Below are 16,030 nucleotides of genomic sequence, written 5' to 3' on the forward strand. Positions count from 1 at the left end.
CGGTTATCTCTATTTAAAGCTAGCTACACCCGTGGCAGTCAGCAATGCCCTTTACGAAACCTTTAATCTAAGCGGTTAATTAAAGAGATGAGGGCGGCTTCCGCAACTTTTTTAATGTTATTGCGTTCTTCGTTGTCACTTACTTCATAGGTCACGGCGTGCGCGGCAAATTCATCAGCGATGAACTGCTTAAAAACACCACTTTCAGGATGAGCTCCAGGCTGATAATCAAGTTCTACTGAACCGACAAGTTCTTCAATTTCCTCAATCCAGTTGTAGACTCTTTGAGGGTTTCTCAAAGGCACGCCGCTGAGGGGTTCGTAGTCTTTAGGCATGGTGTAAAAGACATTTTTTCGGGTAGAATGGAAGTCAATTGCAAATTCAATTTCCCCGCCGTCTTTAACCAGCTTTTTAAGATAATTAGCCATGGCCTGAGTTTCCGGTAGGGTCAGATTTTTCCAGTCTCTGTTCATATCGATGCCTGCCGCGGTTAAGCGCCAGTTCCCATGGTAGACCCCATCTGGATTCATATTGGGCACCAATAGAATGTTGTACTTTTGTCGAAATTTAACGACGTAAGGCTCGTCGCTAAACAGCAACTCACCAAAATGTAGTAGTGCTAACGCGCCGGTAACTTCGGGAGGGTGTTGACGGCCAATTAAAATTATCCATTTATCGCTGGACTCAACTCTATGCTCCAGAGCCGCCAGGTTACGTCCTTCACTGGAGACTCCGAGAGAAATAACTTCGGTCTGTTGCGGCTCTTTAATAAGACTACTGAGCCACTCAATGTAATGAACGTTGTCAATAATCTCCTGTCCGGCAATATACTCTTTGGTTTGGCCTGAAAGGGTTAATTCAAACTGAAGCGTGCCGTCGCCTTCAGAAAATGGAATTGCGTGCCAAATATCATCGCCTTCGCTGCGTTTGGGTTTATATCGCGAAACCCCTTCACTGGCGACCAAAGTAATATCGATTGTTTGGCTTGTTTCAGCTTTATTTTTTACCGCAAAAGCATACCAGGGACTTGGGTTAATTTTCTCTCGTTCAGGCTCCAGAAAAAGCCTGTATTGATTATCACCTGTTTTCTCACAATGGTTCAGGCGTCCCACAGCAAAATTGATAGTGAACTCGATCTGCTCAAAAGAGCAGTCCTTCGGTTTTTTATCCGTCTCTTCAGGCTGCTGAAGTGCTAACTGGCTTAATAACGCAACATTAGCTAGTGTGAGCATTTATACTCCTAAAATGCCCACGACAAAGTGGCGTATGTATAACGTCCACGGTTTGAGTGAACATCGGAAAAGTAACCGAAGCTTTCATCTGCAATGGGCGGTTTTTTATCAGCCAGATTGCGGGCACCTATTCGCAGACTTAAGCCGTCGAGTGACTCCTGACTAAAGTAGTAGTCGAGATAGATATCGGTTGTGATCCAGCTATCAATTGGCATCATGTCTCCATCAGACGTTGTTACGCTAGTTTCGTAAAAGTCATCAACATAGTTGACTCGTATACCAGCGCCCCAGTTCCCGAGATCCCAGTCTAGACGAGCAAACGAACGCCATTTAGGGTTCCCGTCCATTTGCCGTAAATCACCTGCGCCAACCACCGGAATGTCAATAGGGACAGCGGGGTTACCATTTTCCTGAGCTTCCAGAACAATGGCACTTATAGGGTCCGGGGTTTGCATAAATTTACGCAAGTGAGCTGCGTTGATCGAAAAGTTGAATAAACCAAAGGCTTCACTGTTAACTTCATAATTAATACTGATATCGGTACCGGAAATTTCACGAACTTCAAGGTTGTCGTATTGATTATTTACGTAAACAACCTCCAGATCATCGTTACGTATAACGGCAGGATTTGAGCTGCCTTGTGAGCGTAGCAGTGAATCATAAAGTAAGTGGGTTTGGCTGTTTAAAATTCCGACTACGTTTTCCTGCTCAATTGTCCAGCGGTCGACAGTAATAAGAAAGTTTTCAAAAGGGGTAATGGCAAAACCAACGTTATAAATTTCGTCGTCTTCTGGTGTGAGTTTGCTATTGCCGCCTCTGATCTCGGTTATGCTGTAACGATCATCAATAACAGGATCGGTTCTGGAATTGGTCCGGGAAACACTTTCCTCAACCACCTGAGGTAAGTTAGGTGCGCGGAAACCGCCGGAGTACGATGCTCTTAATTGCAGCCAGTCAACCGGTAACCAGCTCAGGGCGACTTTCGGCTTGGTTACGCTGCCGACGTCACTGAATCTTTCGTAACGAAGCGCCAGTTGCATATCAATGGTTTGGTGCAGCGGTACCAGGAGCTCAGTATAAGCGGAAAAAACATTGCGACTGCCTTCTGAGTCAGGTGTAAAGCTGCTTCCTAAAACATCGGAGTTGGTCATCAGTTCGCCAGTGACTTGATCGTAGAAAGGGGTAGAGCCATCCAGCAAATAATGTCGGTCATCGGCGTAGGCTTCGTAACGATACTCGACCCCCGCGGCAATACCAATGTCGCCTGCGTACCAGTTTGCCAATGCCGGGTTGGATAGTTTGAAATCCCATTGCGCCAGCTCACTAGTGCTATCCCGGGTTATGTCTTCAGTCAGTCCGGCTATAACAGCGGCTGAGTTATAGACAGATGTTCCGTTATTTACGTTCTCCGGGTTACCGCCAATAAATGGGTTATAAGCTTCTTCAATATTGGTTGAGTTAATCGCCTGTTGCAGCGCACTTACGCGGATGCGGTTATAGCCTGTATCCAGCGTGTCAGCTCTGGAATAGAGTAGGGCGGATTCCCATTCCCACTGTTTTGAATAACCTTTTATGCCTCCCAGTAGACGGTAACTGGAGTCTTCAACTTCTATTCTTCTTGGGCCGACATCCATTGGCCGTATGTTGCGTAATGTTACGGTTTCGCCAAATGGGTTGTAAGCGGCATCCTCGCTAATAGTGAAGCGCTGCGCAGTAAGATTGGCATTTTGTTCGCGACGACGCTTAGATAGCGCCTCGTAGTACAAGGCCTCGCCAAAAAGCTCTAAGTTAGGCGCAAGAGAATGTGTGTAATAAGCAAATAGGTTTACCCGGTCTATTGCCGACGTCATGCTCTGATCCTGAGCTGAGTCGTAACGCATATCTCTGGGAATGGAACCTTCGGCAGCACAGACTCCATCAGACAAAGTTTGAAAGCAATCACCCATAGATTCTGGGCGAATATGGAAACGGCCAATATTTTCACCATCGTATATTGCCCAGGGGCTGGATAACGAACGGTTGTCTAATTGGGTATCACCAACAAAAGCCTCTGGTATTCTGTCGTTAAAACGACGGTCTTCGCTGGCTGAATATGAGCGCTCATTGGCGCCGATTTCATCACGGGTGTAATAAGCGAAAGACAGACTTAAATGGCTTTTATTGTCGTTAAAAAATACGCCGGTTGAACCGCTGGCAAGGTACTGTTGCATTGAAGTTCCTTCAGCGTTGCCGGCGCTCAGGTTTAACTGAGTTTGAGTGACTTCTTTTTTCAGAACATAGTTAACGACACCAGCTACGGCATCGGTTCCATAAAGTGCTGAGGCACCATCACGAAGTACTTCAAGCCGTCTTAAGCCGGTTACCGGAAGCGTGTTTGAGTTTACCGTGGTAACAGGAACAAAGTTCTCGGTCTGGGTTCCCGGGTGCAGAACCAAACGACGACCGTTCAGCAGAGTTAAGGTATTGCCTGTGCCGATACCTCTTAAGTTAATGGAAGCGACATCGCCACGAGCATCATTAACGCCACCAATAGATCGCTCGTTGTTAAAACTGATATCGCCCACTTGAGGAATTGAGCGAAGCAGTTCATCTCCAGTAACAGCGCCTGTATTAATGATGTCATCTGAGTCGAGGATAGTCACCGGGAGTCGTCCGGCAGCCTGCGCCTCTCTAATATTACTGCCTACCACAGTAATTTTTTCCATTGCCTCTTCATCATCTTCACTGCGATCTTGCTGCATAGCAAGTGCCTGAGGGGGGAGAGTAAATGAACTTAAAGCGGCAAGAGTACAGAGTGACAAGTAGCTTTTTCTGTGTTTATTCATAATAAAACCTACACTGTTTTAACAATTAACTTAGTTGTAGGTATATACCCAGATCGTTATTTTTACCTCAATTTTTAAACATTCTTAACATATTTATGACTCAAATTTTTTGGTCAAGACAGACAATCCGATTATGGCAATCTATTTTTCGAGCCTATCTGAGCCCCCTAAAACACTGCGTTTGTTTTATATTACTGACGCACTTATTGTGTCTAACGAAAAGGGTAATTAATCATGTTTAAGAAAACAGTACCTTTACTTTCTGCTGTAGCGATTGCGATATCGTTTTCAGCCGGAACTGGTGTTGCAAGTGCTCAGGAAAACTCATCTTATGAGGTGAATTCTCCAGAGCCTAAGTCGAACGATTTCTGGTGGCCAAATAAGCTCAATTTAGAGCCATTGCGTCAGCATAGTCCTGAATCAGACCCCTACGGCGACGATTTTGATTATGCTGAAGCCTTCAGTCAGCTTGACCTTGAGCAGGTTAAAAAAGACATTGAAGAGCTGATGACCTCGGATCAGGACTGGTGGCCAGCCGACTACGGTCATTATGGTCCATTCTTTATTCGTATGGCCTGGCACGGTGCAGGAACCTACCGGGTCCAAGACGGTCGCGGCGGTGCTGCTGGCGCTCAACAACGTTTTGAGCCACTAAATAGCTGGCCGGATAACGTCAGTCTGGATAAAGCGCGTCGACTGTTGTGGCCGGTTAAGCAAAAGTACGGCAGAGATATCTCATGGGCTGATTTGATGGTGCTAACCGGTAACGTTGCGCTTGAGTCTATGGGTTTTGAAACCTTTGGTTTTGCCGGCGGACGTGAAGATGCATGGGAACCTGATATTGTTTATTGGGGCCCTGAGAAAGAATGGTTAAAGGGTGACGAGCGCTACTCTGGTGATCGTGAACTTGAAAACCCTCTGGCCGCTGTTCAGATGGGTCTGATTTACGTTAACCCTGAGGGACCTAACGGCAAGCCTGATCCTTTATTGGCCGCGAAAGACATTCGTGACACCTTTGGCCGCATGGCAATGAACGACGAAGAAACCGTTGCTCTGATTGCCGGTGGACATACCTTTGGTAAGGCACATGGTGCGCACAAGCCAGAAGAATGTTTAGGCGCTGAACCGGCTGCTGCAGGTGTTGAAGAGCAAGGTCTGGGCTGGAAAAATAAATGTGGTAAAGGTAACGCCGAAGATACCATTACCAGTGGTTTAGAGGGGGCGTGGTCAGTGAACCCGACAGCCTGGACAACTCAGTATCTGGATAACCTGTTTGGTTTTGAGTGGGAACAGACTAAGAGTCCAGCCGGTGCTATTCAGTGGATCCCTGTTGACGGTCAGGCGTCTAATTTAGTTCCTGATGCTCACGTTGAAGGCAAGCGCCATGCTCCTATTATGTTTACGACGGATCTTTCGCTGAAAGAAGACCCTGAGTATCGCAAAATTGCTAAACGCTTCCATGAAGACCCTGAAGAGTTTGAACTGGCATTTGCAAAAGCCTGGTTCAAATTGACTCACCGCGATATGGGCCCTAAACAGCGTTATCTTGGTGATATGGCTCCGCAGGAAGATTTGCTTTGGCAGGATCCGATTCCCGAAGTTGATTTTGAATTGATTAACGGCAATGACGTTGAGCAGCTCAAGGTTGCTATTCTGGACTCAGGCCTTAGCGTGCCTCAGTTAGTTCGTACGGCCTGGGCTTCGGCATCAAGCTTCCGCGGTACTGACATGCGTGGCGGTGCTAACGGCGCTCGTATTGCATTAGAGCCTCAGATGAACTGGGAAGCGAACAACCCGGCTGAGCTTAAGAAAGTGCTGGATACGCTGAAAGGCGTTCAGGAAGACTTTAATGATGAGCTGTCCGGCGACAAGTACGTGTCTTTGGCTGATGTTATCGTTTTAGGCGGCGCTGCGGCTATTGAAAAAGCGGGGAAAGATGCCGGTTACGATGTGACGGTACCTTTTGAGCCGGGTCGTACTGATGCCTCTCAGGAAATGACGGACGTTAACTCGTTCTCGTTCCTTGAGCCTAAAGCTGACGCATTCCGCAACTACTATGCTGAAGGCAACCGTGTTTCACCAGCTCAGCATATGGTAGATAAAGCTGACCAGCTAACCTTAACGGTACCGGAAATGACGGTATTAGTGGGTGGCTTACGTTCGCTGGACGCTAATTATAATGACAGTGATCATGGTGTTTTCACAGACCAGCCGGGCACGTTGAATAATGACTTTTTCGTTAACCTGCTAAGCATGGATAACGAATGGAAAAAGTCATCGGACAACGAAGCGATATACGAAGGCTTTGATCGTAAAACTGGAGAACAGAAATATACTGCAACGACGGTTGATCTGATTTTCGGTTCAAACTCTGAATTGCGTGCTGTTGCAGAAGTGTATGCAATGAGTGATGCAGACCAGAAGTTTGTTAACGACTTTGTTCAGGCATGGACGAAAGTCATGCAGTTAGACCGCTTTGATCTGAAATAATAGTTAAGCGTGTGAGCGGTGGTATTCTCTTCAGAACCAAGAGAGTATCACCGCTTTTTATATTGTCATTTAAGAGCGCAGGCTGAGGCACCGCAAATTAAAGTACTTTCGCCCGAAACTTCTTACCTTTTATTTTATTGTTATTAATAAGCCCTAAAGCGTGCTTAGCCAAACGGGAGTTTACGGCAACAAAACCAAAGGTACTTTCCAGCTTTATCTTTCCAATGTCGTCAGCACTCAGCACCTTGTCCTTTGTGAGGGCGCCAACAATGTCACCCGGTCTCAACTTGTCCTTTTTCCCGCCACTGACTTGTATGGTCGACATATTAGCTTTCAGCGGTGTGCTGTTAGACAGCGCTGGCGCAGGCTTTACCTGAATGGGTTCTGCGAAAGTATCCTCAAGCAAACGCATTTTATAATCATCTTTTTCAGCAATTAAGGTTATTGCGACGCCTTCTTTGCCCGCGCGGCCAGTACGACCTATGCGGTGGGTATGGGTGTCTAAATCATGAGCCATATTAACGCTAATCACTAAATCAAGTTCAGCAATATCCAACCCACGGGAAGCGACATCGGTTGCAATGAGTACGCGAGCACTGCCATTACTAAATTGTATAATCGCCTGATCTCTATCTTTCTGTTCGAGCTCACCATGCAAAGCCAATACGCTGAATTTATTGGCATGAAGTGTGTTAAAAATGTCTTTTACTTCGTTCTTGGTATTGCAGAAAACCAGACAGTTTTCAGGTTGATGCTCGCCCAGTAAATTCATTACCAGCTGTGCGCTGTCTTCATTATTCATGGCATAAAAGAGCTGTTCGATTTGTGGCTTTGCCTGCTCTTGAATAGCCTCAATATTTTTTGCCTTAGTTGTCACCTGTTCTGCTAACGCGGCGATATTTTTAGGGTAGGTGGCACTGAATAATAGTGTCTGTCGTGTTTTTGGAATGTGTTTGACGATGGCGTTCAGGCTGTCCTGAAATCCCATTTCTAACATTCGGTCGGCTTCATCAAGAACCAGAGTCGTCAACATGGACAAATCAACATTGCGCTGCTCAAGATGATCAAGTACCCGCCCGGGTGTGCCAACTAAAACATGAGCGCCATGCTCAAGCGAGTTGGTCTGAATACGTGATGGCTCGCCACCGCACAGGGTCAGTATTTTGATATTAAGCATTGATTTAGCCAGCTTACGAACCTCGTCAGCAACCTGATGGGCGAGTTCACGAGTAGGGCACAATACCAACGCCTGTGGCGAAAAGCTTTTTGCCTCCAGCTTTGCCAGCAAAGTCAGCGCAAAAGCGGTGGTTTTTCCTGAACCGGTATCAGCGCGAACAACGGCGTCGGTGTTATTTAAAATGACCGGCAAGCTTAAGGACTGCACCGGTGTCATTTGTTGGTAACCAATTTCATCAAGCCGTGTCAGTAAAGCTGGCGGCAGGTTAAGTTGATTAAAGTGAAGGAGTTCAGGTGAAGTCTCAGAAGTGTTATCCGAGATATTTTCAGGCGTATTTATAGGCATTAAAGGGGCCACTTTCTGTGTCAGGTTTCTGTGGTTATTGTAACAGGGTTCTGGACAAATATGCTGAGGTAATCTGAGCAAAAGCTTACTGTTTGCTGGAATAAACACCCAGGGCAGTGACCGTAGCCAGTATTATCAGCATTCCGAGTACCTGCGTGTAAGCCAGTACCTCACCTAAAATAATCACGCCGAATAGCGCAGCCGTAACGGGTTCTATTGTCGCCACTATGGACGCCAGCGCTGGCAACGTTCTTCTCAGGCCAATAATATAAAGAATAAAGGATGCGCCGCCACCCAGTACTCCGAGAATAGCAAAGAGCGGCCAGTCCACGGAGTTGACGACTCTTCCTGCTTCCTCTATATCGATTAATGTGCCCAGAACCAGTGTCAGGGTAGAAAACGCGATTGCAAGAACGGCCTGAGGACTGCCTTGCCTGGCTGCGTATTTAAAACCAAAAATAAAAAGCGCCAGTGACATACCTGAAAGAAGTCCGGCTATGACGCCTATAGAAGTAATACCACCGCTGTCGACTTGATACACACGGGTGAGTAATACGACACCAACCATTACCAGCAGTATTGCGGCACATTTGGTTAATGTAGGACGTTCAATTTTAATGGCGAAAGAAATTAGGTAAACAAATATGGGGGCGCAATACATGAGTGTCGCTGCAACGGCAACGCTGCTCTCAGAAATACTGAAGAAATAAAAAGCGAAATTCCCGGAGACTCCAAGCCCGGCGATGATAGACCACAACCATAACTTACTGTTAGTGAGCCCACTATTACGTGGTCTTAAAACCAACCACATCAGCACAAATATAAGCCCGACAGCACCCCGGCAAAAAGATACTAAAACGGCATTCCAATCGTCGTTGATTAGAATGCCGGCTATTCCGCCGGACAGTCCCCAGAACAGCGCCGCTGACGCCACCAGTATGATGCCTGAATTCGCCATTGCTTCGGTCAACTTCTGTTGGAATGCTGAATGAACTAAAGTATTGAATTTAGAAGACAGGAAGGAGATTTTCAAATGGTGCTTAGCTACTAAACTGCCACTTTGACAGTCATTGCTCTGAAAGCGCGAGCAGTGACTGTCTATTGAAGAATAATGCTAATGATTAAAATGACAGTGCAAAACCGATACTGAAAGCTTCGTTTTTAATGCTTTGGTTCATGTGGTTTTCTGCTTCTAGCGCCGACACTTCAGCCGAAACCGTAAAAATTTCCCATAAGGTGTGATAAACGGCAGCGCTGACTTTTGTTTGTTGTTTGACTTGCTCTAAGCTGTCTACGCCAGCTAAGTCCACTTTTGACGTGCCATAATTCAGGCCAACTTTGGTTGCACCAAATTGATGGGTTAGCTGTGTAAACCAGCCTGAGCTGTCGCGTGGACTGCCGTTGATGTCAGCAGCATCAATTAATAAGCCATAATAGCCCAGGCCTGACGCATCAAAAGCTGAGAGTGATAACCGAGTGTCATCAAGCTGAATGGCGGCAGTGATATCGATTCCTTTTGCATTGTAATCATCAAGTGAGGTACTGACCTTTTGATTATAGAAAGTTGTTGAAACAAACCCGTAATCGTAGTTATAGCGAAGCCGTCCATGAAGTCCCGGGCGCTCAGAACCTGAATCGCCAACATAACCATTGCCACCAAAACTGACTGAATCTAATGGTTGAAAAATGCCGATATCAGCGTGGAAGTTTTCTCCTAGTTCACGACTGTATGTAATTTGAGAAAGTCGGTCGGCAAAAATATAGCCATAGCCTGCGGCACCCAACGAGGTATTTAATGGACTGCGAATTGAGGCCGGCGCACCGACACCACTCAATGCCATATCCTCTAAAACAACATCAATGCCGAATACTCCATAGCCGCGTCCGACTTTTAACGTTCCGACATCGTCATTTCCTACTGTAAAATACGCTCGGTAAGCCCGATTGTCTCCGTTGCCGTTAAAGGCACTGTTATCGGTAGATCCTGGCTCAATTGCTAAAAATGCTTTTATATCGAAATCATGTGTCTGAGTTGTTGCTGAGAATTGAAAGCTGGACGGGCTGTATCCATTTGATACTGACGTAGCGTCTTCACCAATACATAGCAGTGCGTTTCCTGCGACGGTGTTATTAGAGTCGTCACAGCTTGCGTATACCGCATGTGCATTGATGTAGCCGTTAAAGTTGAAATCCCAGTCCGGAGTTGTCTGCGCTGCTGAGCTTCCACTGATTAACATTCCTGCAATACCTAGCGACCGGTAAATAGTGTATTTGTTATTCATTTTTATAATCCCTGGTTTTTTATTATGTGACTAATGTCAGCGGTTTGAGTAGCAATGCTTGTGCCAAACGGTGGGCTTCGAGTAACTCTATGTTTTTTATGATTTTTTAATGTATTTACATTTAACTATTTGATGAAATAGATCATCAAGTCTGGCTATATTGATGATTTAATTCATCAATATATTTTAATTTCAGCAGGTGAAGTTACGTAAAGTAATTTAAAAACAAAGGGTTATATAATTTTGTTGTGAGTGGTACGGGTTTTGCTACAGTTTATTGACATAACTTGAAGGTATAGATGAAGGAAATCTATGACAGCTAATAGCGTACAGGTTTTTAAAACGGCGGGACGATTGCTTACCGGCTCAGGAGCAAGTAACCAGCTATTTTCCGAGATGTGCAGGCTTAACTTGAGGCATCCCTTAATTGTAACGGATAAAGGCGTACTTGATGCCGGGCTAATCCAACCTATTGTTGCCGAACTTAAAAGTCAGGGCATTACGGGTATTGTTATTTACTCTGAGATATCAGCGGAGCCAGAAACCCATGTCGTTGAGTCGTGCCGTGACGTTTTCATTAATGAAAGCTGTGATGGGATTATTGGAATTGGTGGCGGCAGTGCAATGGATACCGCAAAAGCCGTTGCGGTATATCAAAGTGAGAAGAGAGCTTTGAACGAACTGTTTGGTGAGAACAACTGTGCGCGGCGAACCGTACCTTTAGTTTGTTTACCGACCACCGCAGGAACAGGCTCCGAAGTCACTAATATATCCATCCTGTCAGACGTAGAGGCACAACTGAAAAAGGGGATTGTCAGCGACGAACTGCTGCCGGATGTGGCGATTGTTGCACCGGAATTGACGCAGAGTTGCCCGCCATCTGTAACGGCAGCAAGTGGCATTGATGCATTGGTGCACGCCGTAGAAAGTTATATTTCTAATTTTGCTTCAGATATCACCCGGGCGTTATCAGTAGGCGCCATAAAAATGATTGTCAACGCCTTGCCCGATGCTTATCGACGTCCTGATGATCTCGACGCAAGAGAGCGTATGGCTACCGGTAGCTTAATGGCTGGGTTGGCATTCGGAAATGCAGGAGTTGGTGCAGTACATGCCTTGGCTTATCCCCTGGGCGGGCGTTATCACTTGTCGCATGGGGTTAGTAATGCACTGATGTTCACTCACGTCATGCGCTGGAATCTATCATCCTGCCCAAATGATTTTCTCAATATCGCGCTGGCGATGGGGGCCGAGGCAACGATTAGCGAAGCCGACGCAGGAGACTTCGTTATTGAGAAACTTGAATCCCTCTGCCGGGCTGTCGAAATTCCCGGCGGATTAAGAGAATTTGGTATTGAGCATAGTGATCTGCGTTCACTAGCTGAAGCGGCGAGTGGTGTGACTCGTTTATTGAGAAATAACCCTCGTGAACTTAGCGTCGATGATATCGAAGCAATTTATCAGGCCGCTTACTAAAAGGACTCATTATGTCGTTATGGAAACAACGAAAAGACGGGGCGGAAGCACCTTTCTGGCCTATGGGACCATTCAAGGTCAGATTGCCATTTCTGCACTATCGCTTTGAGTGGCCAGACTATCTGCAGGGACTATTAATGTGCGCCGTCGATTTGGCGGCAATATCGTTAATGACCGAATTACTGGGAATGCCATTTGAAGCGGCATTAGCGGTTGTTTTGATTAATGGCGCGTTTTATTTGTTGCACCATTTATTGGGCGACCCTGTTGTTCCAGGATGGATAACGCCCGCTATTCCTTTATTGATGATGTACGTATCGACCTTTCCGGAGGGGGAAGCGAGAGTGCATGCTTTGATAGCGTTTCAGATGATGCTGGGACTTTTTGCTATTGGGCTGGGAGCATCCGGTGTTGCAAAACGGGTAGTACAACTTATTCCCAGTGCTATAAAAGCTGGAATCATCATGGGCTCCGGATTAGCTGCGGTAGCGGTAGTATTTGAGGAGGGAGGCCGTTTCGAATCCTATCCGTTTACTATCTCAATTGCGGTCGGCATTGCTTTTTATCTTATTTTTTCACGTCATTTCGCGACGGTTCAGAATAAACACTGGGTTCTTCGTGTACTGGGTAAGCTCGGCATTTTTCCCATTATCGCTTTGGCTATTGTGATTGCACCACTGGCTTCAGAAGCTCCATGGCCAGATATCGAATGGGGCATAACATCACCTGACTTCGCAACCTTATTCGCGCATTACACCGTTTTTGGTGTCGGGCTACCGCCTCTTAGTATGTTTTTAACTGCCATACCAACGGTGCTGGCAGCTTATATTGTGCTGTTCGGCGATGTGTTACAGAGCAAAGCTATTCTGGCGGAAGCAGATGAGATGCGTCAGGACGAAAAAATTGATTACAACGCCGATCGCGCGCATCTCATTTTTGGTGCCCGCAACTTTGGTATGAGTATTATTGGCCCTGATGTTGCGATGTGCGGACCGTTATGGGCGGCAATGCATGTGGTAATTGTTGAGCGCTTTAAAAAAGGGCGGAAAGCTATGGACTCCATTTTTGGAGGCGCGGGTTCTTTTCGCTGGGGAACCAATACCGGCCTTTTACTTCTGCCGGTGGTTAGCTTAGTTCAACCGATTCTGGGAATTGCTTTAGCTCTGACTTTGCTTATACAAGGCTACGTCAGCGTTCGTATTGGCATTCAGGAAGCAAAAACGGAACGCGACTTGGGCATAGCTGGAATTATCGGGGCAATTCTTGTAGTTAAAGGAGCAACTTGGGCTTTCGCTGCAGGGCTGCTGTTATGTTTTTTGCTATATGGCTGGCGTTTGCGCGCACCTAAAAAGGAGCAGACGGATGTTCGGTAGCGATAGGTTACAACGTGTATTAGATGCGATGAGCGACGGCGTTTATGTCACCGATGGTAACGGTATTACGATAACGGTCAATACGGCTTATGAGCGTATTACCGGTATTCCGAAGGAAAAGCTTCGGGGGTTACATATGTCCGAAGTTGTGAAGCGTGGTTATATTTCGCGCTCGGTATCTTTGGAGGTTTTGAAAGAAAGAAGACCGGTTACTTTGACGCAGGACGTAAGTAAAGAGCACCAAATTTTAGTTTCTGGTACACCGATGTTCGACTCCGACGGGCGTATTGAATACATCGTTACCACGGTTCGGGATGTCACTGAGCTGCTAAAAGCCAAAAGAGCGCAGGAAAAGCTGGAACAATTACTGAGCTTACGTGAGCAATATGGTGCTTCTGTTTCAACCGATGGTCATAAAGAGCCTTTTGTCATTAGTCGGCAAATGAGAGCTTGCTATGATCTCGCAAAACGAGTGGCAAGCTCCTCTGCAAAAGTATTGCTACAGGGAGAAACGGGTACCGGGAAAACACTGCTTGCACGGACTATTCATAGTTACAGCAATGTCGCTAACGGGCCTTTTATTGAATTAAATTGTGCCGCGATGCCAGAGTCTCTGCTTGAGTCTGAGTTATTTGGTTACGCTTCCGGGGCGTTCACCGGAGCCTCCGAGAAAGGCAAGACAGGGTTACTTGAGGCGGCTAATAATGGCACTTTGTTTCTTGATGAAATTGGTGATTTGCCGCTAACTCTTCAGGCCAAGTTACTTAAAGTTATTGATGAGAAGCGGTTTTTACCAGTTGGCGCGACATCGTTTAAGCAAACGAACTTTCGGTTAATTTCAGCAACACATCATGACTTAAAGAAACTGGTTGCCGAAAGTCATTTTCGGGAAGACTTGTTATACCGATTAAGTGTGGTACCAATTGAACTGCCTCCCCTGCGAGAAAGGATCGAAGAAATTCCCGTACTGCTTGAACATTATCTCAACCATTTCAATGAAAACTATGAGTTGGACTGTCGTTGGCATGCTGATGTGATTGCTCGTCTTAAACAATATGAATGGCCGGGCAATATTCGCGAGCTGATTAATCTGACAGAACGATTAATGGTGACTTCTGAACAGTCGCTGATCACAACGGCTCAGTTACCTATAGAAATAGCAACTGACAGGCCGTTAGGGCGTGACGGGTGCTCGCTAAAAGAACAGGTAGAGATGCTTGAGAAGAGAGTAATTGAAGAGGCGTTATTGATGCACGGTACCACGCGGGCGGCAGCCAGCGCTCTGGGCGTTGATCAGTCGACCTTAGTTAAAAAACAAAAACGCTGGCGCATAGAACAAAAAAGGGACTTACCGAACGATGAATAATGAACAAGTTTTACAGCCCGATAATGTGGAGTTAATGAAAAACAGCCCGGTTGGCCCGTCAACAAACAGGTCAATAGCTGTTGATGATCCTGCAACTGGGAATGTGATAGGTCACGTACCCGATTTAACACCGAAGCAAATTAGCCGCTCTATAGAGTCTGCGGAAGCCGCTTTTTACAAGTGGAGAGACGTTCCTCTCAGAGAGCGATGCGAGAAGCTTTTTCGCTGGTATCAACTCATGCTTGAAAAGGAAGAGGAGCTTGCTGGCATTTTGACCAGTGAGCAGGGTAAACCATTATCTGAGTCACGAGGCGAGATACGTTACGCAGCAAGTTACATTCAATGGTATGCGCAGCCAGGCCTGCAAGACCAGGGGAGCATTCTGCCGTACTCGTCAACCGATGAATCAATGATGGTTATTACCGAGCCGGTAGGTGTTTGTGCTGCGATAACACCCTGGAATTTTCCTGCGGCGATGATCACGCGCAAAGTTGCACCTGCACTGGCGGCTGGTTGCACAATGTTGGTGAAACCCGCTCTTGAAACCCCGCTGACAGCAATTGCAATTGCTGAGTTAGCGATACAGGCGGGGATTCCCGAAGGCGTTTTAAGCATTGTAACCGGCGACGGGGAGGCTATTGGTAAAATATTCAGTGAAAGCGCCGTAGTCAGAAAGTTAAGTTTTACCGGCTCAACTCGAGTCGGGCGTTTACTCATGGCTTCATCAGCTTCAACGATTAAGCGACTCTCACTTGAACTCGGCGGAAATGCGCCTTTTATTGTTTGTGAAACCGCAGATGTCGAGCGTGCAGTGCAAGGAGCTATCCAATCAAAATTTCGCAATGCGGGGCAGACCTGCGTATGTGCCAATGCCTTTTACATTCATACCAAAGTTTATGATGAGTTTACTGAGAAGTTCATCGCCCGCGTGAATCAACTCATGTTGGGTAACGGCAAAAATGAGTCCGTCGATATTGGTCCATTGATTAATGAAAATGCACTCGAAAAAGTGGAGCAGATAGTCGCAGATGCAGTAAAAAAAGGTGCCGTAATCGCCTGCGGCGGAGAGCGGTGGGTAAACTCAGAGCGTTGGTATTACCCGACTGTGTTACTCAATGCTGATAGCTCTATGCGTTGTGTGAATGAAGAAATTTTCGGGCCTGTTGCACCTATTGTTCGATACGACGATGAGACAGCTTTATTAGAAGAACTCAGACAGCAACAAACCGGATTAGCTGCTTATTTTTACAGCCAGAACTTAGGACAGGTTAACCGTCTTTCGAGAGCTCTTGAAGTTGGAATGATTGGTGTTAATAGCGGCGTTATATCTGACGCGGCAGTGCCTTTTGGTGGCGTTAAGTCGTCGGGGATTGGCCGTGAGGGCGGGCGCCATGGAATTGAAGAATATTTAGAAACTAAGTACATCAAACTTAGTTATTAATATAAGCGTTAGAACAACAAAAA

10 protein-coding genes are annotated in these 16,030 nt (G+C 46.3%); 5 read left to right on the forward strand and 5 right to left on the reverse strand.

Features of this window, described 5'->3' with window-relative positions:
• Positions 1 to 62 precede the first annotated feature (62 nt).
• The gene (locus ACP7H9_RS01060) at positions 63 to 1,232 is read right to left on the reverse strand and encodes a M14 family metallopeptidase (protein WP_110013218.1); all 1,170 of its coding nucleotides are present in this window, start codon (positions 1,230 to 1,232) and stop codon (positions 63 to 65) included.
• Positions 1,233 to 1,240: 8 nt separating this feature from the next.
• Positions 1,241 to 4,057, reverse strand: coding sequence for a TonB-dependent receptor domain-containing protein (locus tag ACP7H9_RS01065; protein ID WP_439222070.1), 2,817 nt, complete (start codon positions 4,055 to 4,057; stop codon positions 1,241 to 1,243).
• 234 nt (positions 4,058 to 4,291) lie between these two features.
• Here ACP7H9_RS01065 and katG point away from each other — a divergent pair, with 234 nt between their 5' ends.
• Positions 4,292 to 6,547, forward strand: coding sequence for a catalase/peroxidase HPI (gene katG / locus ACP7H9_RS01070; RefSeq protein WP_439222071.1), 2,256 nt, complete (start codon positions 4,292 to 4,294; stop codon positions 6,545 to 6,547).
• A gap of 97 nt (positions 6,548 to 6,644) precedes the next feature.
• Here the strand turns inward: katG and dbpA are convergent, their stop codons facing one another.
• The 3 genes from dbpA to ACP7H9_RS01085 all read right to left on the reverse strand — a co-directional run bounded on the left by dbpA (position 6,645) and on the right by ACP7H9_RS01085 (position 10,351).
• The gene (gene dbpA / locus ACP7H9_RS01075; RefSeq protein WP_439222072.1) at positions 6,645 to 8,069 is read right to left on the reverse strand and encodes an ATP-dependent RNA helicase DbpA; all 1,425 of its coding nucleotides are present in this window, start codon (positions 8,067 to 8,069) and stop codon (positions 6,645 to 6,647) included.
• A gap of 85 nt (positions 8,070 to 8,154) precedes the next feature.
• Positions 8,155 to 9,027, reverse strand: coding sequence for a DMT family transporter (locus ACP7H9_RS01080; protein ID WP_439222073.1), 873 nt, complete (start codon positions 9,025 to 9,027; stop codon positions 8,155 to 8,157).
• A gap of 163 nt (positions 9,028 to 9,190) precedes the next feature.
• Positions 9,191 to 10,351, reverse strand: a complete 1,161-nt coding sequence (locus ACP7H9_RS01085) for a porin (RefSeq protein WP_286823422.1) — start codon at positions 10,349 to 10,351, stop codon at positions 9,191 to 9,193.
• Positions 10,352 to 10,663: 312 nt separating this feature from the next.
• On the opposite strand from ACP7H9_RS01085, the gene ACP7H9_RS01090 reads away from it, so the two are divergent.
• From ACP7H9_RS01090 to ACP7H9_RS01105, 4 genes are read left to right on the forward strand one after another with little or no spacing between them, the layout of a single operon-like run.
• Entirely contained in the window at positions 10,664 to 11,827 is a 1,164-nt protein-coding gene (locus ACP7H9_RS01090; RefSeq protein WP_439222074.1) for an iron-containing alcohol dehydrogenase, read from the forward strand.
• An 11-nt stretch (positions 11,828 to 11,838) separates the two neighbouring features.
• Positions 11,839 to 13,200, forward strand: coding sequence for a hypothetical protein (locus ACP7H9_RS01095; protein ID WP_439222075.1), 1,362 nt, complete (start codon positions 11,839 to 11,841; stop codon positions 13,198 to 13,200).
• Entirely contained in the window at positions 13,190 to 14,566 is a 1,377-nt protein-coding gene (locus ACP7H9_RS01100; protein ID WP_110013210.1) for a sigma-54 interaction domain-containing protein, read from the forward strand. Before ACP7H9_RS01095 ends, ACP7H9_RS01100 begins: the two co-directional genes overlap by 11 nt.
• Positions 14,559 to 16,007: an NAD-dependent succinate-semialdehyde dehydrogenase gene (locus ACP7H9_RS01105; protein WP_439222076.1), complete on the forward strand. Its 1,449-nt coding sequence runs from the start codon at positions 14,559 to 14,561 to the stop codon at positions 16,005 to 16,007. The genes ACP7H9_RS01100 and ACP7H9_RS01105 overlap by 8 nt, the downstream gene beginning before the upstream one ends.
• Positions 16,008 to 16,030: the final 23 nt, after the last annotated feature.

It is taken from the genome of Idiomarina sp. ST20R2A10 (genome assembly GCF_051842345.1).
Taxonomy (GTDB): domain Bacteria; phylum Pseudomonadota; class Gammaproteobacteria; order Enterobacterales; family Alteromonadaceae; genus Idiomarina; species Idiomarina loihiensis.